The following is a 21,401-nucleotide window of genomic DNA, read 5'->3' on the forward strand; positions in this document are numbered from 1 at the left end:
GCGAAGGTCTTATTCGGTTGGCTTCGTGCCCGACGCCGGTTGCGGCTGGGCAGTGGACGAAGGCGTCGTGGTCAGTTCGTCGTCCGGCGACAGTGACAGCGGCGTGCCGGACGTGTCCGGCACCGAGCCGACCGGCTCCGACGCGGTCTCGGGCGTCGGCTTCACGTTGCCGGGTTGCGGCTGGGCCGGGAAGTTGGGTTTCGGCGGCAGCGGCGGAACGGTCGGCATGTACAGCGGGCCGCGCTGGCCGCAGCCCGCGAGCGTGCCGGCAGCGACAATCGCTAAAGCCGCTACAATCGCGCTCATCCTGAAACTGACACGCATGATTGTCCCTGAATGATTAACCGGTGGAGTTTAGCATGAGCGACAGTGACTACCTGGCCCGCGCGGAGGCCGTGCTGGCGGCGGTCGAGCGCGCCGTCGACGACGCGGACGCGGACATTGAACTGGAGCGCAGCGGCAATGTGCTGACGCTCGAATTCGAGAACGGCACGAAGATCATCGTGAATCTTCAACCGCCGATGAGCGAGATCTGGATCGCCGCGAAGGCGGGCGGTTTCCACTACCGCTACGTGGACGGCGAATGGCGCGACACGCGCGGCGGCACCGAGTTTTTCGCGTCGCTGTCGCGCTACGCGACCGAGCAGGCCGGCGAGCCGGTGACGTTCGCACCCTGAGCCCGGCCGCCGTTCCCCTCTCTTCGTGCGGCGTCAGTGTCCGCCGCGGAAGAGATTCATGATGTCCTCCTTCTCCTGCGCATTGACTTCCGCGGGCGGCGTGTCCGATGCGCCGTTCGCGTCGAGCGCCGCCTGGCTCACGCCGACCGTCGCGACGAAACCGTGGCCCGGCGTGAGGTTCGCGAAATACAGCTCGTCGCCGAGCGACACGATGCCGTCCGCCATCGCCGGCTTGTAGTCGGGCACGCCGTTCAGCGCCTTTGCCATGTAGTCGATCCACACCGGCAGCGCGAGGCCGCCGCCGGTCTCGCGGTCGCCGAGGCTGCGCGGATTGTCGTAGCCCATCCATGCGATCGCGGTGAGCGTGTGCTGATAGCCGGCGAACCACGCGTCGCGCGAATCGTTCGTCGTGCCGGTCTTGCCCGCCAGGTCGGTGCGCTTCAGCACGTTCGACTTCGCGCCGGTGCCGCGCTGCGCGACGCTCTGCAACAGGCTGTTCATCACGTACGCGTTGCGCGGGTCGATCGCATGCGGCGCGTTCTCGCCGGCGACGAGCGGATGCGCCTGCGCGACGACGATCCCGCGCTGGTCGGTGACTTCCGCGATCAGATACGGATTGATCCGGTAGCCGCCGTTGGCGAACACCGAATACGCGCCGGCCATCTGCAACGGCGTGACGAGGCCCGCGCCGAGCGCCATCGGCAGATACGCGGGATGCCGGTCCGCGTCGAAGCCGAAGCGCGTGATGTACTGCTGCGCGTACTTCGTGCCGATCTGGCTCAGGATGCGGATCGACACGAGGTTCTTCGACTTCTGCAACGCGGTGCGCATCGTCATCGGGCCGTCGAAGCCGCCGCCGTAGTTCTTCGGCTCCCACGGCTGGCCGCCCGTTTCGGCCGCGCTGAAGAAGAGCGGCGCGTCGTTGATGATCGTCGCCGGCCCGAGGCCCTTTTCGAGCGACGCCGAATAGATGAACGGCTTGAAGCTCGATCCCGGTTGACGCCAGGCCTGCGTCACGTGGTTGAACTTGTTCTTGTTGAAGTCGAAGCCGCCGACCAGCGCGCGGATCGAGCCGTCCTGCGGCACCACCGAGATGAACGCGCCTTCGATCTGCGGCAGTTGCGTGATCTGCCAGTCGCCGTCGTCGTCGCGCGCAAGCCGGATGATCGCGCCGGGCCGGATCCGCTGGTTCGGCTGCGCGCGCGGACCGAGCGCGAACTGCGCGAAACGCAGACCGCTGCCCTGCACGGTCGCGACGTTGCCGTCGATGAACGCCGCCTGCACTTCCTTCGGATTCGCGGACGTGACGACCGCCGCGACGATCTCGCCGTTGTCCGGATGTTCGAGCAGCGCGTCGTCGATCGCCTGCTCGCGGTCGTCCGCGTCCGCCGGCAGGTCGATGAACGCCTCCGGCCCGCGGTAGCCGTGGCGCCGCTCGTAGTCCATCAGCCCCTTGCGCAGCGCGCGGTACGCGACGCCCTGGTCCGCGGAGTCGATCGTCGTGACGACGTTCAGGCCGAGCGTGTACGCCTCCTCGCGGTACTGCGCGTACATCATCTGCCGGACCATTTCCGCGACGTACTCCGCGTGCACGCTGAACTCCTTGCCGGAGCCCTTCACGACGAGCGGCTGGCGCACGGCTTCGTCGTACTGCGCCTGCGTGATGTAGCCGAGTTCGAGCATCCGTTCGAGGATGTACGCCTGACGCACCTTCGCGCGCCGCGGGTTCACGATCGGGTTGTACGCGGACGGCGCTTTCGGCAGGCCGGCGAGCATCGCGCATTCGGCGAGCGTCAGGTTCTGCAGGTCCTTGCCGAAGTACACGCGCGCCGCGCTCGCGAAGCCGTATGCGCGCTGGCCCAGATAGATCTGGTTCATGTACACCTCCAGAATCTGGTCCTTGCTCAGCTTTGATTCGATCTTGTACGCAAGCAGCATCTCGTAGATCTTGCGCGTGTAGGTCTTTTCGCTCGACAGGAAGAAGTTGCGCGCGACCTGCATCGTGATCGTGCTCGCGCCCTGCGTCGCGTGGCCGTTCGTCAGCGCGACGAAGCCGGCGCGCGCGATGCCGGTCAGGTCGACGCCGCCGTGATCGTAGAAGCGCGCGTCCTCGATCGCGAGCACCGCTTTTTTCAGGTTGTCCGGCACGTCGCGGATGTGCACGACGTCGCGCCGCTCCTCGCCGAATTCGCCGATCAGCACGTGGTCGCGCGTGTAGATGCGCAGCGGCACCTTCGGCCGGTAGTCGGTGAGCGCGTCGAGCGACGGCAGGTTCGGCGTCGCGACGATCAGCGCGTAGCCGAGCACCAGCGCGACGGCGAGGAGGCCTGCGACGATCAGCCCGACGAGGCCGAGCAGCAGCTTGATCCACCACGGCGTTTTGCGCTTCGGCGGAGGGGACGGCGGCACGGACGTTGGGGAGGATGCTTGCATACGAACACCAGAAAAACAGTCCCGCGATTATAGCCGCCCGGTTTCATGGCTTTCGCAACGCTTACGGTGCGGCGGATCGGCCGCGTGTCTGCCCGCGCACCGCCGCGCATACCGGAACTGTAGCCGCGCGGACCGCGCCGGCATAGCGGACGCCGCGCGGATCGGCCGTCCGGCCGAGTGTTCGCGGCCCGCGCCGATTCGCACAATGACTCCCGATGAACGCGCCCGAACGGTTCGGCGCGCGGCGTGCGAAAGGGAGAAACGCGATGGAGCTTCGAAGCCCGCTATGGCCGGGCATGCGCCGCTTTGCGGCCGGCGCCGATGTGAGCGCGAGCGGCGTCACGCTCGTGGTGTTGAGCCGGCGCGCGCACGCGCGTGCGCCGGTGCGGATCGAATGGCTCGCGCATGCGCCGTTGCCGCGCGACGCGATGGCCGGCGCGGAGATCGTCGATCGCGTGGCGCTCGTCGCCGCGTTGCGCGACGTGTTCGGCCAGTTGCCGCGCGCGTGCGACGCGGCGCTGCTGCGTTGCGCGATGGCGCTGCCGGCCGGCGCTACGGTGGTCGCGTCGCTGCCGTTCGCGCACTTTCAGCCGGCTGCGCCGCTGGAATGCGCGGACGGCGAGATGCGGCTCCTGGCTGCGCTCGAACCGGCCGTGCTCGCCGAGGCGGAGCGGATCGCCGGCGTCGAGCGGCACGAACTGGCGGTGGACTGGTGCATCGATCCGCTGCGCGGTGCAGCCGAGGGTGCCGACGCACGCGACGCGCGCGCGTGCCGCGTGACGATCACGTCCGCGCCGCGCCAGCATCTCGAAGCGCGGATCGAATGCGCGGCGATGGCCGGCATCACGCTCTGCGCGATGGACGGCGACGCGCACGCGGCGCTGCGTGCGATGCGCTATGCGGCGTCGCTCGAACTGTCGCCGGACGACGCGTATGTCGCGTTGTGGGTCGGGCCGGACGGCGTGCACGGCTGGTATCTCGCGGACGACCTCGTGGCACGCGAGATCCGTTATCCGGCGCTCGAACACGCGGACCTCGTCGAGGCGTTGCGCGATCTGCTGAACGGTCAGCAGGCGGGCTGCGCGTTGATCGCGGGGGACCTGCGGATGCTGAGCGGCGCGCGCGTGTCGATGGCGGACATCGGCCGCGTGCTCGGTTGCCAGGTGTTGCCGTTCGAGTGCGCGACGTTCGCGGAAAAAGGGCAGACGCTGGCCGCGAATCTGCTGCACGAGCCGGCCTGCGCGGTGGCGTTCGGTCTTGCGCTGCGCGGGGTGAGCGAATGACGCGGACTTCATGGCCGGTCCGTCGCGGGATCAGCGGCTTCAATCTGCTGCCGTGGCGGCGCGACGAAATGCGACGACTGCGCCGGCGGCGCGCGCTCGAATGGTTCATTGCGGCGCTGCTCGGCTGCGCGTGCGCCGCGCCGCTCGCGGGCTGGCATCTGTGGCAGCGGATGCGGATCGACGGCGAACGGCAGGCTATCGAGCGGTCGCTTGCGCCGCTTCGCCCGATGCTCGCCGCGCGTCGGGCGCTGGTCCGCGAGGCCCGCGAGCGCGACGCGCGGGCCGCGGCGGCGCGCGAACAGGCGAAGCCGCTCGCGCGCGTGTTCGCGCTGCTCGACGGACTCGGCGCGGCGAACATCGATGGCGTTTCGCTGCATCAGGTCGTCCACCGCGCGCATGAAACCGGATTGCAGGCGAGCGCGCGCGACGAGGCGGCGACCGCCGCATGGCTCGCGTGGCTGCGCGCGTTGCCGGACGTCGAGGCCGTGTCGGTGAGCGAACTGAAGCGGGGGCCGGCTGGCGGCGGAACGCGTGGGGACGCGCGGCCGGAGGAGCCGTTGCAGTTGACGGCGCGCGTCGTGTGGGCCGGTGCGTCTGCCGACGCTGCCCGGGCAGCGGTTCCGGCGGCGAAGGCCGGGGCGGCCGGCCGAAGGAGCGTCCAATGAGCGACGCGATGATCAGGCGTGTTGGCGGGATGGGGCCGCGGTTTTCGGCGGGTAGCTGGCTACGAGGCTGGATGCCGCTATACGCGTGGAGCGCACGCCGTCGCATGGCCGTTGCGGCCGCGATCGCGACAGCTTCGTGCGTGCTGGCCGCCGTCGAATGCGTAACGACCGACGTTGCGGGTCTCGCTCATGCCGAAGCCGCGCTGGCCGACGCGCGGCACAGCCTTGCCGACGCGCAACAGGCGCAGCGCGAGCTTCCCGCCTTGACGCGGCGGGCCGCCGCGTCCGCAGTTCCCGGTGGCAAGCCCATCGGCGGCAGTTCCGCGGACGATACGCGCCGCGTGTCGGAACTGGCGGCGGCGAGCGGAATTTCGCTGATGTCGGTCGAACCCGGCGCGGCGGCCGCCCACGGCGACGAATCGTTCCGCGCGCTGAAGCTGGTCGCGCAGGGCGACTTCGCGCGGTTGCGCGGGTTCCTGCTCGCGCTGGCGAGCGCGCCCACGCTGATCGTTCCGGCCGAGATCGCGGTGAAGCGCAGCGGTTCGGGGCTGTCGATTGCCATGACGTTGTCGGTGTTCGACTCGCTGCCCGCGCTGGCGGATATCGGCCGGCGTCCAGGTGAGCCAGGTGAGCCAGGTGAGCCGTCGCCGTCCGATCCGTTCGCGGCGATCCACGCCGGCGGACCGGTTGCCCCAGATGACGCGCTGCGCCTCGTGGGACTGATGCAGGATCGCGCCCATGCGATCGCGTTGATCGAAACGCCGGACGGCACCGACGCCGTGACGGCCGGCGGGCGGATCGAAGGCGGGCGGGTCACGCGCATCGCTGCGACCGGCGTGACGCTCGCGAGCAACGGCGGCGCGGCCCGCGAGCTGAACTGGACGGAGGTCGCGCGATGACGGCGGCCCGACGATACACGGCGGCCGCGATCGCGCTCTGCTGCGCGGCGCTTGCCCGCATGGCCGATGCCGCCGTTCCGCCGCCGCTTCCCGCGTGGTCGATCGCAAGCGGCGGCGCGGATGCGGGCTACAGCGCGCCGCCGTTGCCGGACGGCGGCGTTCCGGCGGCGACGAACGGCTGGGCCGCGAATCCGTTCGATAGCGGCGGTGCGACGCCGCTGGCGGATCGGCCCGCGACCGACGACGCAACGGCCGGCCAGCCCGGCTCGCCGGGCCTGTCGCTGCCGGAGCCGGGCGACGACGCGGCGGCGCGCAACGCGGTATCCACGGAACGCCCGGAAACCGGCGCGTCCGCGTCGAAACCGCCGCCGGCGAGCGCGAGCGAACCGCTCGAAGGGCCGCCGGTGCCGCTTCGCGCGCCGCCGCGTCTGTCCAGCGGCGACGGCGCGTCCGCGGACGCCGCCGGCCTGCCGCCCGACCGTCCGATCACGCTGAACTTCCAGCGCGCGGATTTGACCGCCGTGCTGCATGCGTTCGCGCAGTTCACGAAGCTGAACATCGTCGCGAGCGAGCGCGTGCGCGGGCAGGTGACGCTGCGGCTCGACCGCGTGCCGTGGCGCACCGCGTTCGATCTGCTGCTGGAGGTGAACGGCCTCGCGATGGAGCGGCACGGCGACGTGATCTGGGTGACGCCGGCCGCCGAACTGGCGGCGCGCGAGCGTCAGCGGTTCGAGGCGCACGCGCGCGCCGCGGAACTCGAACCGCTCGCGAGCCGCAGTTTCCAGTTGCATTACGCGCGCGCCGAGGATTTGCGCAAGCTGCTGACCGGCTCCGGCAACCAGCGCGCGCTATCGAAACGCGGCGGCGCGGTCGCGGACGCGCGCACGAATCTGCTGTTCGTCACCGATCTGCCCGCGCGGCTCGACGAGATCGCGCGCCTCGTCGAGCTGCTCGACCAGCCGGCGCGACAGGTGCTCATCGAGGCGCGCATCGTTGAGGGCGATCGCGGGTTGTCGCAGGAACTCGGCGTGCGGCTCGGCGTGTCGCCGACCGGCGACGGCACGGCGCGCGGCGTGCACGGCGGCACGGACGGCACCGCGTACGACCTGTCGGCCGGCCCGCTGTCCGGTTTCGGCGCGGCGCAACTCGGGCTCACGCTGCTCGCCGCGCGCGCGACGCGGCTGCTCGACGTCGAACTGAGCGCGCTGGAGGCCGAGGGGCGCGGGCGGGTCGTGTCGAGTCCGCGCGTCGTAACCGCCGACCGCACGAAGGCGATCGTCGAGCAGGGGACCGAACTGCCGTATCAGGCGAAGGTCGCGCAGGGCGTGTCGGGCGTGCAGTTCCGCCGCGCGAGCCTGAAACTGGAGGTGGAGCCGCAGATCACGCCGGACGGCTGCGTGATCCTCGACCTCGACGTCGCGAAGGACAGCGTCGGCCAGCAGACCGAGGCGGGGCCGGCGATCAACACGAAACACGTGCAGACGCGCGTCGAGATCGAGGACGGCGGCACGGTGTCGATCGGCGGCATCGACGCGACCGACGATCGCGACGATGTGACGCGCGTGCCGCTCCTGGGCAAAATACCGGTTTTGGGCGCGCTGTTTTCGCATCGCACGCATCGGGACCAGCGCACCGAACTCGTCGTGTTCATCACGCCGCGCGTGGTGGCCGCGAATTGACCCCAACCCCCGGCATGTCGCGCGCCGGTCCGCCGCGCGGACCGCGCAGACCGTCCGGGCCGGCCCGCGCGCTCGACAAGCGCGCCGCTTTGCCAGTAAGCTGCGGCACGAACGACAGCCGATTTATTCACAGGAAATGCAGCAGGTGCGGGACGCAAACGCCAATGTTTTTTTCGTAGGGCTCATGGGCGCCGGCAAGACGACCGTGGGCCGGGCGGTCGCGCGCCGGCTTGAGCGCCCGTTCTTCGATTCGGACCACGAGATCGAGGAGCGCACCGGCGCGCGCATCCCGGTGATCTTCGAACTCGAAGGCGAGGCGGGTTTTCGCGACCGCGAGGCGCAGGCCATCGACGAACTGACCGCGCGCGACGGGATCGTGCTCGCGACCGGCGGCGGCGCGGTGCTGCGGCCCGAGAACCGCGCGGCGCTGAAGGAGCGCGGCGTCGTCGTTTATCTGCGCGCGAATCCGCACGACCTGTGGCTGCGCACGCGGCGCGACAAGAACCGGCCGCTCCTGCAGATCGAAGACCCGAAAGCGCGCCTCGAAGCGCTGTACGCGGAGCGCGATCCGCTGTATCGCGAGATCGCGGACTTCATCATCGAAACCGGAAGGCCTTCGGTCAACGGGCTCGTCAACATGGTGCTGATGCAGCTCGACATGGCCGGCGTCGCGCGGGCCGCGGCGCGTTGAACTTCAAGTCAGTCATAATGCCGGGCATGATTACCGTCAACGTCGAACTGGGCGATCGCGCCTATCCCATCCACATCGGCACCGGCCTGATCGGTCAGACGGCGCTGTTCGCGCCGCACATCGCCGGCAAGTCGGTCACCATCGTCACGAATACCGTCGTCGAGCCGCTGTACGGCGACGCGCTGCGCGCGGCGCTCGCGCCGCTCGGCAAGGACGTCCACACCGTCGTGCTGCCTGACGGCGAGGCGCACAAGAACTGGGAAACGCTGAACCGGATCTTCGACGCGCTGCTCACCGCGCGCGCGGACCGCAAGACCACGCTGATCGCGCTGGGCGGCGGCGTGACCGGCGACATGACCGGTTTTGCGGCGGCCTGCTACATGCGCGGCGTGCCGTTCATCCAGGTGCCGACGACGCTGCTGTCGCAGGTCGATTCTTCGGTCGGCGGCAAGACCGGCATCAACCATCCGCTCGGCAAGAACATGATCGGCGCGTTTTACCAGCCGCAGGCGGTGATCGCGGACATCGCCACGCTGCGCACGCTGCCGCCGCGCGAGCTGGCGGCCGGCGTCGCCGAGGTCATCAAGACCGGCGCGATCGCGGACGTCGCGTTTTTCGACTGGATCGAGGCGAACGTCGATGCGCTGAACCGCTGCGATCCCGATGCGCTCGCCCATGCGGTGAAGCGTTCGTGCGAGATCAAGGCGTCGGTGGTCGCCGCCGACGAGCGTGAAGGCGGCCTGCGCGCGATCCTCAATTTCGGCCACACGTTCGGCCACGCGATCGAGGCCGGGCTAGGTTACGGCGAGTGGCTGCACGGCGAGGCGGTCGGCTGCGGGATGGTGATGGCGGCGGATCTATCCGTGCGCGTCGGTCATCTGGACGACGCGTCGCGCCGGCGTCTGGTCGACGTGGTCGCCGCCGCGAAGCTGCCGGTGCGTGCGCCGGCGCTCGGCGCGGACCGCTATGTCGAACTGATGCAGGTGGACAAGAAGGCGGAAGGCGGCGCGATCAAGTTCATCCTGTTGAAGCGCTTCGGCGATACGCTGATCACCCGTGCGTCCGACGAAGCCGTGTTGGCCACGCTCGCGGCGACGACGCAACCGTAAAGCGCAGCCGGCGGCTCGCGCGACACACGACTGGAGGAAGCCGTGAGCGACAGGCGCAGCGATCCCGGAATGGCAGCCGGCCCGGCTGATTTTGCAGGCGGCGCGTCGCGCGAAGCGATGTCGCCGGCCGCGTGGCAGGAGGCGGGGCTCGCGCCGTATGCGGCGCATTCGTCGCGCTCGCGCGGCCGTCGCCATCCGGAGCCGCTGCCGGCCGCGCGCACCGAATTCCAGCGCGACCGCGACCGCATCGTCCATTCGACCGCGTTCCGCCGGCTCGAATACAAGACCCAGGTGTTCGTGAACCACGAGGGCGACCTGTTTCGCACGCGGCTCACGCACAGCCTCGAAGTCGCGCAGATCGCGCGGTCGGTCGCGCGCAACCTGCGCGTGAACGAGGACCTCGTCGAGGCGATCTCGCTCGCGCACGATCTCGGCCATACGCCGTTCGGCCATGCGGGCCAGGACGCGCTGAACGAATGCATGCGCGAGCACGGCGGCTTCGAGCACAACCTGCAAAGCCTCGCGGTGGTCGACGAACTCGAAGAGCACTACGGCGCGTTCGACGGGCTGAACCTGTGTTTCGAGACGCGCGAGGGCATCCTGAAGCACTGTTCGCGCGAACACGCGCGCCGTCTTGGCGAACTCGGCGAGCGTTTCCTGACCGGCCGCCAGCCGTCGATCGAGGCGCAGATCGCGAACGTCGCGGACGAGATTGCGTACAACAATCACGATGTCGACGACGGTCTGCGCTCCGGTCTGCTGACGATCGGGCAGCTTGCCGAAGTCGAACTGTGGCAGAGCCATTACGACGCGGCACGCCGCGACTTCCCGGCGATCGAAGGCCGCCGGGCGGTTCACGAAACGGTGCGGCGCATCATCAACACGCTGATCGTCGATCTGATCGAGACCACGAACCGCAATCTCGCGAAATATGCGCCGTCGTCGCTCGACGACGTGCGCGCGGCGCCTCCGCTCGTCGCGCACAGCGAGCAGGTGGCGGCCCAGGCGGCGGTGCTGAAGCGGTTCCTGTATCGCAACCTGTATCGCCACTACCGTGTGATGCGAATGGCGAACAAGGCGCGGCGCGTCGTGAAGGGGCTGTTCGACGCGTTCAGCAGCGATCCGCGGCTGTTGCCGCCCGCGTATCAGTCGTCGGACGGGGGCATGCAGCCGCGGCTGATCGCGCATTACATCGCCGGCATGACCGACCGTTACGCGCAGAAGGAATATCGGCGGCTGTTCGTCGTCGACGACGACTGACCGGCCGCTGTCGCTCCGTTTTGCTCACCGAAGGGGTTTGCCGGATGAATGCCTGGCTGTATCCGCGCATCGCGGCGGCGGAACGCTCGCGCCGGAGAACACGCTCGCAGCGATCGCTACCGGCGCACGTTTCGGGCACACGATGGTGGAGTTCGACGCGAAGCTGTCCGTCGACAACGTCGCGTTCCTGCTGCACGACGACACGGTGGGCCGCACGTCGAACGGGCGCGGACGCGCCGCGCGGATGCGTTAGACGCGCTGGCCGTGCTCGATGCCGGTATGTGGCGCGCTCCGCGTTTCGCGGGTGAGCGCATGCCGACGCTCGCGCAGGCGGCCGGACGCTGCATCGAACTGTCGATTGCGGCAAACGTCGATATCAAGCCCTGTCCCGGCCGCGACATCGAAATCGGGCGGCTGGTTGTCGAAGAAACGGCGCGGCTGTGGTCCGGCGCGGCACCACCGCCGCTGCTGTCGTCGTTCTCGTTCGGCGCGCTGGCCGCCGCGCGCGACGTCGCGCCAGGCGTGCGACGCGGGCTGCTGTTCGGGCGGGTGCCGGCGGACTGGCGCGAGCAGGCGGCGGCGCCCGGCTGCGTTTCGCTGCACGCGAGCCATCGCCATCTCGACGCAACGCTCGTCGCGCGGATCAAGGCGGCGGGACTGTTCATGCTCGCGTACACGGTGAACGATCTGGAGCGTGCGCGGCTACGGTCTGCACCGACCGCCTCGACCTGATCGGGCCGCCCGCACTCGACGGCTGAAGGCCAACGTTTCACAAACGGCCGTCGAGCCCAGGAGGTGACGTACGGTGGCGCACGCCAACGCGCAACGACGCGCCACCGCCGCCCGTCATTCGTCGCGGTGGCCCGCTCCGGCGGTTAGCGGCAGCGCGCGATCAACGCGCCCGCGATTAGCGCGGCGCCGCCGACGATCGCAATCGCCTGCCACGGATTCGCGTGCACGTAGTCGTCGGCGTTCGACAGCGCCTCGCCGGCGCGCTCGCGCGCGGCCACGCGCGTTTCGTCGAGCCGCGCGCGGGCGGCGTCGAGCCGCTGGCGGACGTTCTCGCGCAGCGCCGCCGCGTCGGCGTGGGTGCCGTCGCCGAGCGACGCTTCGAGTTCGGCGAGCAGATCCCTCAATTCGCCGGCGATGTCTTCGGCCGCGTGCCGGCTGTGCCGTGCAATACGCTTCGCGTGGCGGCCCGTCTTCGTCCAGGAGTCTCCAAGGGCTTCGCGGGTGTTCGGAAATGCGCTCATGATCGCTCCGTTGTTGAGAAACAGGAAAGACGTCTGCGTGCTGCGTCGATCGGCGACGCAGCACCCGTGAGTGGCAGTATTGCGCAATTTCGGTACCCGGCGCGTCGGCCTGGGTGCGGCCGTATCGTCGCATGCGAGGCGCTGCGGGGCATTGCGCCGCTCTCGCTCGATCAGATGATTACGGGGACAGCACCGTTTTCCCCGGAAGCATAGAATCAGGAAAACCGCGCGGCGCGTCGGGCAGACGTCGGGCTTCGCGCGGGACGCGCCGTCCGCATCGCGTCATGGGCTGCATGCGATGCGGACGGCGCAACGGCAACGCGGCGCCGAAGTCAGAACATGTAGCCGATCTTCACATACGTGACGAGCGGGTTCAGGTGGATCTTCGCTTCGTACTGGCGCGTGATGGGGATCTGCGATTGCGTCTGGGTATGAAGCGTGGCGAGGACGCTGACCGGGATATAGGACAGCGAAAAACCTGCGAACCAGTGTTTGGTGAACGAGTAGTTGAAACCGGCATTGATGACGGGCGCCCAGGAACGATCCGTCGAAACGCTGGTCGGACCCCCCAAGGCCCCCTGTTCGAAGGCGCCGTTCGTGATCTTCGCATCCGAGAACCAGACGTACGTGACGCCGAGGCCGAGATACGGGCGGAACTTCGCTTCGGGCTTGTTGAAGTAGTACTTGAACAGCAGCGCCGGTGCCCACAGTCGCGCGGAGCCGACCTTGCCGAACTGGCCGAGCAGGCCTTCGCCATTGAGGTTGAACTTCGGCGGGATGCCGCCTTCGAATTCGGTGGCGATGTGGTCCGTGATGAAGTAGCCGACACTGAGGCCCGCCGTATCGGAAGAGTCGACGCCGGCTCCTGTGTTGGGAATTTCGGCGTTGATGGGCGTGCCGCCCGCGCTGTCCAGCTTCAGTGGTTTGCTGCTGTCCTGGGGCATGAAGCGAAACCAGCCGGTGGTGAAGTACAGCGTATTGGCCGATTGTGCATGCGCCGAAGACAGACTGGCGAGTGCGGCGAGCCCCGCCAGCGCCTGTTTATATTTCATATATGTGCTCCTCCTTGAAAGGCCCGCTCATTATGAACAGAACGTTTGCAACAAACCATACGCGACGGTTAGAGCTTTCTCCCTAAGCGCCGCGAGGCTTCCGTCAAAGCCGCGCCGGCGCGAAAGCAGCGCTGGCGGGGCTTGGCGGGTCTGCGGGTATTCACCAACGGACTAATGGAAAATCGAGCATGGCACGGCTTGCACGTCTTTATGTCCCCGATCAGCCTCAGCACGTGATCCTGCGTGGGCTCGACCAGCAACCCGCATTCGTCGACGACCAGGACTACGAGCTTTTCATCGATTGCCTGAAGGCGGCGGCGCGCGATCATCATCTTGCGGTGCATGCGTGGGTGCTGATGCCCGGCGCGGTGCAACTGCTCGCCACGCCGTCCGACGAGTCGAGCCTGCCGAAGGCGATGCAGGCGGTCGGCAGGCGCTACGTCGCGCACTTCAACCGGCGTTATTCGCGGCGCGGCACGTTGTGGGAGGGCCGCTATCGCGCGACGGTGATCGAGGGCGACCGCTACTTCCTGCTCGCGAGCCGCGTCGTCGAAATGGCGCCGGTCCGCAACCATCAGGTGTCCGCGCCGGAGGACTACCGGTGGTCGAGCTACCGGCATCACATCGGTCTCACCGTCGACAGCCTGATCACCGATCATCCGCTGTACTGGGCGCTCGGCAACACGCCGTTCGAGCGGCAGCGCGCGTATCGCGAACTGTGCGAGCAGCCGCTCGACGAACGCGAAACCAGCCAGTTGATGCAGGCGACGCTGAAGGGCTGGGTGCTCGGCAGCGATTCGTATCGCGAGTGGGCGGCGCGGACCGCGAACCGGCGGGTGTCGCCGTTGCCGCGCGGCCGTCCGCGCAAGGTGCGCGAGGCGCCGTCAGCGCCGCCGCCGGCCCAGCCGACGCCGCAGACGCCTTCGCCCGGTGCGCCGCAGGCGCCCGCATCGGGTCACGACGCCGGCAAGCCCGGGCCGGGTTCGCATTGATAAAACCGGTTTAAATTCAATTGGTTGATGGAAGGCGGCGTGTATCCACGCCGCCTTTCTTTTGCCCTGTTTTGATGTGGAACCAATTAAAACGGGCAGAATTGCACCACTCCGATAATAGGGGTTCTATCATGCGGTTTTATTTGCCATCCCCTTGATTCGTCGCGTATATTCGCTGTTCGGCTCTCCTTGACGCACGACGCGGGAAGCTCGGATCGCCCGCGCAACGCCGTACAGCGGTCATGCAAGCGGCGGGAAACAAAAAAACATGGTTTAAAACGGCTGGCAACGGCCCTTCTCAGACGGTGTCCCCATGAACGATCACCCGCACCGCGCCGCGATCCCCGCCGCGCAAGGTCTGTATGACCCGCAAAACGAGCACGACGCCTGCGGCGTCGGCTTCGTCGCCCACATCAAGGGCAAGAAGAGCCACGAGATCATTCAGCAAGGGCTGAAAATTCTCGAAAACCTCGACCACCGGGGCGCCGTCGGCGCCGATCCGCTGATGGGCGACGGCGCGGGCATCCTGATCCAGATTCCCGATGCGTTTTATCGCGAGGAAATGGCGAAGCAGGGCGTGACGCTGCCGCCGAACGGCGAATACGGCGTCGGCATGATCTTCCTGCCGAAAGAACACGCGTCGCGCCTCGCGTGCGAACAGGAACTGGAGCGCACGGTGCGCGCCGAAGGCCAGGTCGTGCTCGGCTGGCGCGACGTGCCGGTCGACCACGCGATGCCGATCTCGCCGACCGTCAAGGCGAGCGAGCCGCTGATCCGCCAGATCTTCATCGGCCGCGGCAAGGACGTGATGGTCACCGATGCGCTGGAGCGCAAGCTGTACGTGATCCGCAAGACCGCGAGCCACCGCATCCAGGCGTTGAAGCTCAAGCACGGCAAGGAATACTTCGTGCCGTCGATGTCGGCGCGCACGGTGGTCTACAAGGGGCTGCTGCTCGCGGGCCAGGTCGGCGTGTACTACCGCGACCTGCAGGACGAGCGCGTCGTGTCGGCGCTCGCGCTCGTGCACCAGCGCTTCTCGACCAACACGTTCCCCGCGTGGGAACTCGCTCACCCGTACCGGATGATCGCGCACAACGGCGAGATCAACACCGTGAAGGGCAACGTGAACTGGCTGAACGCGCGCACCGGCGCGATCGCGTCGCACGTGCTGGGCGACGATCTGCCGAAGCTGTGGCCGCTGATCTATCCGGGCCAGTCGGACACCGCGTCGTTCGACAACTGCCTCGAACTGCTCGTGATGGCCGGTTACCCGCTCGTGCACGCGGTGATGATGATGATCCCGGAAGCGTGGGAACAGCACACGCTGATGGACGACAACCGCCGCGCGTTCTACGAGTACCACGCCGCGATGATGGAGCCGTGGGACGGCCCCGCCGCGATCGCGTTCACCGACGGCCGCCAGATCGGCGCGACGCTCGACCGTAACGGTCTGCGTCCGGCGCGCTACATCGTCACCGACGACGACCTCGTAATCATGGCGTCGGAGGCCGGCACGCTGTCGATCCCCGAGTCGAAGATCGTGAAGAAGTGGCGTCTGCAGCCGGGCAAGATGTTCCTGATCGACATGGAGCACGGCCGCATCATCGACGACAAGGAACTGAAGGACAACCTCGCGAACGCGAAGCCGTACAAGAGCTGGATCGACGCGGTGCGCATCAAGCTCGACGAGATCGAGCCGAAGGCCGAGGACGTCGCGACCGCGCGTGCGGAAGGCGCGGCGCTGCTCGACCGTCAGCAGGCGTTCGGCTACACGCAGGAAGACCTGAAGTTCCTGATGGCGCCGATGGCGGCGTCGGGCGAGGAAGCCATCGGCTCGATGGGCAACGACTCGCCGCTCGCGGTGATGTCGAACAAGAACAAGACGCTGTATCACTACTTCAAGCAACTGTTCGCGCAGGTCACGAACCCGCCGATCGACCCGATCCGCGAGAACATGGTGATGTCGCTCGTGTCGTTCATCGGCCCGAAGCCGAACCTGCTCGACACGAACAACATCAACCCGCCGATGCGGCTCGAAGTGTCGCAGCCGGTGCTCGACTTCAAGGACATCGCGAAGATCCGCGCGATCGAGCAATACACCGGCGGCAAGTTCAGCTCGTACGAACTGAACATCTGCTATCCGGTCGCGTGGGGCAAGGAAGGCATAGAAGCGCGCCTCGCGTCGCTGTGCGCGGAAGCGGTCGATGCGGTGCGCTCGGGCTACAACATCCTGATCGTGTCGGACCGCCGCGCGGACCGCGACAACGTCGCGATTCCGGCGCTGCTCGCGACCTCGGCGATCCACACGCATCTCGTGCAGCAGGGCCTGCGCACGAGCACGGGCCTCGTCGTCGAAACCGGCTCCGCACGCGAGACGCACCACTTCGCGCTGCTCGCGGGCTACGGCGCGGAAGCCATTCACCCGTACCTCGCGATGGAAACGCTCGCGCAGATGGCGTCGGGCCTGAAGGGCGACCTGTCGGCCGACAAGGCGATCTACAACTTCACGAAGGCGGTCGGCAAGGGCCTGTTGAAGGTCATGTCGAAGATGGGCATCTCGACGTACATGTCGTACACGGGCGCGCAGATCTTCGAAGCGGTCGGCCTGTCCGAAGAGCTGGTCGGCAAGTACTTCAAGGGCACGGCGTCGAAGGTCGGCGGCATCGGCCTGTTCGAGGTCGCGGAAGAGGCGATCCGCCTGCACCGCGACGCGTTCGGCGACAACCCGGTGCTCGCGAACATGCTCGACGCGGGCGGCGAGTACGCGTACCGCGTGCGCGGCGAAGACCACATGTGGACGCCCGACGCGATCGCGAAGCTCCAGCATTCGGCGCGCAGCAACTCGTACCAGACGTACAAGGAATACGCGCATCTGATCAACGATCAGACGAAGCGCCACATGACGTTCCGCGGCCTGTTCGAGTTCCGCTTCGATCCGTCGCGTGCGATCTCGATCGACGACGTCGAGCCGGCGAAGGACATCGTGAAGCGTTTCGCGACCGGCGCGATGTCGCTCGGCTCGATCAGCACGGAAGCGCACGCGACGCTCGCGATCGCGATGAACCGGATCGGCGGCAAGTCGAACACCGGCGAAGGCGGCGAGGACAAGAACCGCTACCGCAACGAGCTGCGCGGCATTCCGATCAAGAACGGCGACACGCTCGCCTCGGTGATCGGCAACGAAATCGTGCGCGACATCCCGCTGAAGGACGGCGACTCGCTGCGCTCGAAGATCAAGCAGGTCGCATCGGGCCGGTTCGGCGTGACGGCCGAGTACCTCGCATCGGCGGACCAGATCCAGATCAAGATGGCGCAGGGCGCGAAGCCGGGCGAAGGCGGCCAGTTGCCGGGCCACAAGGTGTCCGAGTACATCGGCAAGCTGCGTTACTCGGTGCCGGGCGTCGGCCTGATCTCGCCGCCGCCGCACCACGACATCTACTCGATCGAAGACCTCGCGCAACTGATTCACGATCTGAAGAACGTGAACCCGGCGTCGAGCATCTCGGTGAAGCTGGTGTCCGAAGTGGGCGTCGGCACGGTCGCCGCGGGTGTCGCGAAGGCGAAGGCCGATCACGTCGTGATCGCCGGCCATGACGGCGGCACCGGCGCGTCGCCGCTGTCGTCGCTCAAGCACGCGGGCACGCCGTGGGAACTGGGCCTCGCGGAAACGCAGCAGACGCTGGTGCTGAACAAGCTGCGCGGCCGCATCCGCGTGCAGGCGGACGGCCAGATGAAGACCGGCCGCGACGTCGTGATCGGCGCGCTGCTCGGCGCGGACGAGTTCGGCTTCGCGACGGCGCCGCTCGTCGTCGAAGGCTGCATCATGATGCGCAAGTGCCATCTGAACACGTGCCCGGTCGGCGTCGCGACGCAGGACCCGGTGCTGCGCGCGAAGTTCTCCGGCCAGCCGGAGCACGTCGTGAACTTCTTCTTCTTCATCGCCGAGGAAGTGCGCGAGATCATGGCGCAACTGGGCATCCGCAAGTTCGACGACCTGATCGGCCGCGCGGACCTGCTCGACACGAAGAAGGGCATCGAGCACTGGAAGGCGAAGGGCCTCGACTTCTCGCGGGTGTTCTACCAGCCGCAGGTCGAAGCGGACGTCGCGCATCTGCACGTCGAGTCGCAGGACCACGGCCTCGACCGCGCGCTCGACCACACGCTGATCGAGAAGGCGAAGGCCGCGATCGAGAACGGCGAGCACGTGTCGTTCATCCAGCCGGTGCGCAACGTGAACCGCACGGTCGGCGCGATGCTGTCCGGCGTGGTCGCGAAGAAGTACGGCCATGACGGCCTGCCCGACGACGCGATCCACATCCAGCTGAAGGGCACCGCCGGCCAGAGCTTCGGCGCGTTCCTCGCGAAGGGCATCACGCTCGACCTGGTCGGCGACGGCAACGACTACGTCGGCAAGGGTCTGTCGGGCGGCCGGATCATCATCCGTCCGACCAACGACTTCCGCGGCAAGTCCGAGGAAAACATCATCTGCGGCAACACGGTGATGTACGGCGCGATCGAAGGCGAGTCGTTCTTCCGCGGCGTCGCGGGCGAACGCTTCTGCGTGCGCAACTCGGGCGCGACGGCGGTCGTCGAAGGCACCGGCGACCACGGCTGCGAGTACATGACGGGCGGCACGGTCGTCGTGCTCGGCGAGACGGGCCGCAACTTCGCGGCCGGCATGTCGGGCGGCGTCGCGTTCGTGTACGACCCGGACAGCTCGTTCGCGAACAAGTGCAACAAGTCGATGGTCACGCTCGAACCGGTGCTGCAGCAGGCCGAGCAGGAACGCACGGTCGACCGCACGCTGTGGCACGCCGGCCAGACCGACGAGGCGCTGCTGAAGGGGCTCGTCGAGCGTCACTTCCAGTTCACCGGTTCGCCGCGTGCGAAGGCGCTGCTGGAAAACTGGGATGCGGCGCGCCGCCAGTTCGTGAAGGTGTTCCCGACGGAATACAGGCGCGCATTGGCCGAGCTGGGTGCGAAGAAGCCGAACCAGGAAGAGCTGGCCGCTTAACCCGCCCGCCGACGACCAGACGACGAGAGCGCCCGCCGCGCGCCGCCATGCGCGCGACGGCGGGCGCCGATCCCCTCACCGAATACACAGATAGACGAGAGCCACATGGGTAAGGCAACCGGTTTTCTGGAGTTCGAACGCCGCCACGAGGCGTACGAAGCTCCGCTCACGCGGGTCAAGCACTACAAGGAGTTCGTCGCGGCGCTGTCCGACGACGACGCGAAGATCCAGGGCGCACGTTGCATGGACTGCGGCATTCCGTTCTGCAACAACGGCTGCCCGGTGAACAACATCATTCCGGACTTCAACGACCTGGTGTTCCGCCAGGACTGGAAGAGCGCGATCGAGGTGCTGCACTCGACGAACAACTTCCCCGAGTTCACGGGCCGCATCTGCCCGGCGCCGTGCGAAGCGGCGTGCACGCTCGGCATCAACAACGATCCGGTCGGCATCAAGTCGATCGAGCACGCGATCATCGACAAGGCGTGGGCCGAAGGCTGGGTCGCGCCGCAGCCGCCGACGCACAAGACCGGCAAGAAGGTCGCGGTGGTCGGCTCGGGTCCCGCGGGCCTCGCCACCGCGCAGCAACTGGCGCGCGCCGGCCACGACGTGACGGTGTTCGAGAAGAACGACCGCATCGGCGGTCTGCTGCGTTACGGCATCCCCGACTTCAAGCTCGAAAAGTGGCTGATCGACCGCCGGATGCGCCAGATGGAAGCCGAAGGCGTGACGTTCCGCACGAGCGTGTTCGTCGGCAAGGGCGAGCTGCCCGCGTACATCGGCAACACGGCGAAGGAAACGATCTCGCCGGACGAACTGAAGGAACAGTTCGACGCGGTCGTGATCGCGGGCGGTTCCGAAACGCCGCGCGACCTGCCGGTGCCGGGCCGCGAACTCGCGGGCATCCATTTCGCGATGGAGTTCCTGCCGCAGCAGAACAAGGTGAACGCGGGCGACAAGGTCGCGGACCAACTGCTCGCCAAGGCCAAGCATGTGATCGTCATCGGCGGCGGCGATACCGGCTCCGACTGCGTCGGCACGTCGAACCGTCACGGCGCGAAGAGCGTCACGCAGTTCGAACTGCTGCCGCAGCCGCCGGAAGTGGAGAACAAGCCGCTCGTATGGCCGTACTGGCCGGTCAAGCTGCGCACGTCGTCGTCGCACGACGAAGGCTGCGAGCGCGACTGGGCGGTCGCGACGAAGCGCCTCGAAGGCAAGAACGGCAAGGTCGAGAAGCTGATCGCCGCGCGCGTCGAGTGGAAGGACGGCAAGATGGTCGAGGTGCCGGGCTCCGAGTTCGAGATGAAGGCCGACCTCGTGCTGCTCGCGATGGGCTTCACGCAGCCGGTGTCGCCGGTGCTCGAAGCGTTCGGCGTCGACAAGGACGCGCGCGGCAACGTGCGCGCATCGACCGACGGCGACAAGGCGTATTACACGTCGGTCGACAAGGTGTTCACCGCTGGCGACATGCGCCGCGGGCAGTCGCTCGTCGTTTGGGCGATCCGCGAAGGCCGCCAGTGTGCGCGTTCCGTCGATGCGTACCTGATGGGCAGCTCGGAGTTGCCGCGCTGATGGGGGACCGGAGCAGGTGCTTCAGCGCCTGCGCTGGTCCCATAGCCCCAACCTCTGCCTGACACGTTTAGAGCGGAGACAGGCAGGAGACGATCGAGCAGTACCGCCGGAAGCCGGGCGCCCGTAAGGGCGACCCGGCTTTTTCACGTGCGAGGCGCGCTAACATGGCGGCTCGTGCCGATATCCGATGGGCTCCGGTCATGCGCAATCCGCCGCGATCCGATGCGTGGCAACGCTGTTTCGTCGCGCTCGCGCCCGACGACGCGTCGCGCGATGCGCTAACGTCGTCCGCGCTGACGCTGCCCGATCCGGCGCGGCGCGTGCCGTATGCGCAGCTTCATCTGACGGTCGCGTTCATCGGCGCATTGCCGTTCGAACAGGGCGACAGGTTGGCGAGCAGGTTGCGCGGGCGCGCGTTGCCGATCCCGCCCGCGCCGGTCGAGCGCATCGAATGCTGGCCCGCTGGCGCGCATCCGAGGTTGATGGTGGCGGTGCTCGCGCTGTCCGATGCGTTCGTCGCGCTCGACTGGCACGTGCGTTCGTCGATGATCGAAACCGGCCTGCCGGTCGATGCGCGCGCGTTTCGTCCGCACATCACGCTCGCGCGGTTCGCGCGCGACGCATCGGCGGTCGCGCCGTTGTGCGATTTCGCCGCGCTGCCGCCGATGCGCTTCACGTCGCTCGTGCTCTATTCGAGCACGCTCGCGAAGCAGGGCGCGCGTTATGAGGCGCTGGCGAGCGTGCCGCTCGATTGAATCGGGAACTGCGCTGCCGATGAGCGACGTGTGCGTGATGTCGCCGTTTGCGCGCTTGCGCCTGGAT

At 67.9% G+C, this 21,401-nt stretch carries 15 protein-coding genes and 2 pseudogenes; 13 read left to right on the top strand and 4 right to left on the bottom strand.

Features of this window, described 5'->3' with window-relative positions; genetic code table 11:
- Positions 1-9 precede the first annotated feature (9 nt).
- On the bottom strand, positions 10-324 hold the full coding sequence (gene lptM, locus BLV92_RS02775; protein ID WP_090542026.1) for an LPS translocon maturation chaperone LptM: 315 nt from the start codon (positions 322-324) through the stop codon (positions 10-12).
- A gap of 35 nt (positions 325-359) precedes the next feature.
- Between lptM and cyaY the strand changes: the two genes are divergently transcribed.
- Complete coding sequence (gene cyaY, locus BLV92_RS02780) at positions 360-677, top strand: iron donor protein CyaY (protein ID WP_090542028.1); 318 nt, start codon at positions 360-362, stop codon at positions 675-677.
- Positions 678-710: 33 nt separating this feature from the next.
- Here cyaY and BLV92_RS02785 read toward each other — a convergent pair whose 3' ends face one another.
- Positions 711-3,110, bottom strand: a complete 2,400-nt coding sequence (locus tag BLV92_RS02785) for a penicillin-binding protein 1A (RefSeq protein ID WP_090542030.1) — start codon at positions 3,108-3,110, stop codon at positions 711-713.
- Between the two features lie 266 nt (positions 3,111-3,376).
- On the opposite strand from BLV92_RS02785, the gene pilM reads away from it, so the two are divergent.
- The 8 genes and pseudogenes from pilM to ugpQ all read left to right on the top strand — a co-directional run bounded on the left by pilM (position 3,377) and on the right by ugpQ (position 11,454).
- Positions 3,377-4,393, top strand: coding sequence for a pilus assembly protein PilM (gene pilM, locus BLV92_RS02790; protein ID WP_090546783.1), 1,017 nt, complete (start codon positions 3,377-3,379; stop codon positions 4,391-4,393).
- Positions 4,390-5,058, top strand: coding sequence for a hypothetical protein (locus tag BLV92_RS02795; protein WP_090542032.1), 669 nt, complete (start codon positions 4,390-4,392; stop codon positions 5,056-5,058). The genes pilM and BLV92_RS02795 overlap by 4 nt, the downstream gene beginning before the upstream one ends.
- Positions 5,055-5,957 carry a hypothetical protein gene (locus BLV92_RS02800; RefSeq protein WP_143040640.1) on the top strand — a complete coding sequence of 301 codons (903 nt, stop codon included), beginning with the start codon at positions 5,055-5,057 and terminating at the stop codon, positions 5,955-5,957. Before BLV92_RS02795 ends, BLV92_RS02800 begins: the two co-directional genes overlap by 4 nt.
- Positions 5,954-7,636, top strand: a complete 1,683-nt coding sequence (locus BLV92_RS02805) for a type IV pilus secretin PilQ (protein WP_090542035.1) — start codon at positions 5,954-5,956, stop codon at positions 7,634-7,636. Before BLV92_RS02800 ends, BLV92_RS02805 begins: the two co-directional genes overlap by 4 nt.
- 136 nt (positions 7,637-7,772) lie before the next feature.
- On the top strand, positions 7,773-8,327 hold the full coding sequence (gene aroK, locus BLV92_RS02810) for a shikimate kinase AroK (RefSeq protein ID WP_090542037.1): 555 nt from the start codon (positions 7,773-7,775) through the stop codon (positions 8,325-8,327).
- A 26-nt stretch (positions 8,328-8,353) separates the two neighbouring features.
- Positions 8,354-9,436, top strand: a complete 1,083-nt coding sequence (aroB, locus tag BLV92_RS02815; RefSeq protein ID WP_090546785.1) for a 3-dehydroquinate synthase — start codon at positions 8,354-8,356, stop codon at positions 9,434-9,436.
- A 117-nt stretch (positions 9,437-9,553) separates the two neighbouring features.
- Positions 9,554-10,696, top strand: a complete 1,143-nt coding sequence (locus tag BLV92_RS02820; protein WP_373681902.1) for a deoxyguanosinetriphosphate triphosphohydrolase — start codon at positions 9,554-9,556, stop codon at positions 10,694-10,696.
- A gap of 37 nt (positions 10,697-10,733) precedes the next feature.
- Positions 10,734-11,454: pseudogene (gene ugpQ / locus BLV92_RS02825) on the top strand (glycerophosphodiester phosphodiesterase).
- Between the two features lie 117 nt (positions 11,455-11,571).
- Here the strand turns inward: ugpQ and BLV92_RS02830 are convergent.
- Together BLV92_RS02830 and BLV92_RS02835 are read right to left on the bottom strand one after the other, a co-directional pair.
- A complete protein-coding gene (locus tag BLV92_RS02830; protein WP_090542041.1) occupies positions 11,572-11,949 on the bottom strand; it encodes an ElaB/YgaM/YqjD family protein in 378 nt (125 codons plus the stop codon).
- A 332-nt stretch (positions 11,950-12,281) separates the two neighbouring features.
- On the bottom strand, positions 12,282-13,001 hold the full coding sequence (locus tag BLV92_RS02835; protein ID WP_090542043.1) for an OmpW/AlkL family protein: 720 nt from the start codon (positions 12,999-13,001) through the stop codon (positions 12,282-12,284).
- 188 nt (positions 13,002-13,189) lie between these two features.
- Between BLV92_RS02835 and BLV92_RS02840 the strand changes: the two are divergent.
- The 4 genes and pseudogenes from BLV92_RS02840 to thpR form a co-directional block, all read left to right on the top strand.
- A pseudogene (locus BLV92_RS02840) lies at positions 13,190-13,906 on the top strand (transposase); the annotation flags it as partial.
- A 400-nt stretch (positions 13,907-14,306) separates the two neighbouring features.
- The gene (locus BLV92_RS02845; protein ID WP_090542045.1) at positions 14,307-19,007 is read left to right on the top strand and encodes a glutamate synthase-related protein; all 4,701 of its coding nucleotides are present in this window, start codon (positions 14,307-14,309) and stop codon (positions 19,005-19,007) included.
- 105 nt (positions 19,008-19,112) lie between these two features.
- Positions 19,113-20,579: a glutamate synthase subunit beta gene (locus tag BLV92_RS02850; RefSeq protein WP_090542047.1), complete on the top strand. Its 1,467-nt coding sequence runs from the start codon at positions 19,113-19,115 to the stop codon at positions 20,577-20,579.
- 200 nt (positions 20,580-20,779) lie between these two features.
- A complete protein-coding gene (thpR, locus tag BLV92_RS02855) occupies positions 20,780-21,334 on the top strand; it encodes an RNA 2',3'-cyclic phosphodiesterase (protein WP_244283735.1) in 555 nt (184 codons plus the stop codon).
- Positions 21,335-21,401: the final 67 nt, after the last annotated feature.

Origin of the sequence: Paraburkholderia caballeronis, assembly GCF_900104845.1 — a bacterium.
Classification (GTDB): domain Bacteria; phylum Pseudomonadota; class Gammaproteobacteria; order Burkholderiales; family Burkholderiaceae; genus Paraburkholderia; species Paraburkholderia caballeronis.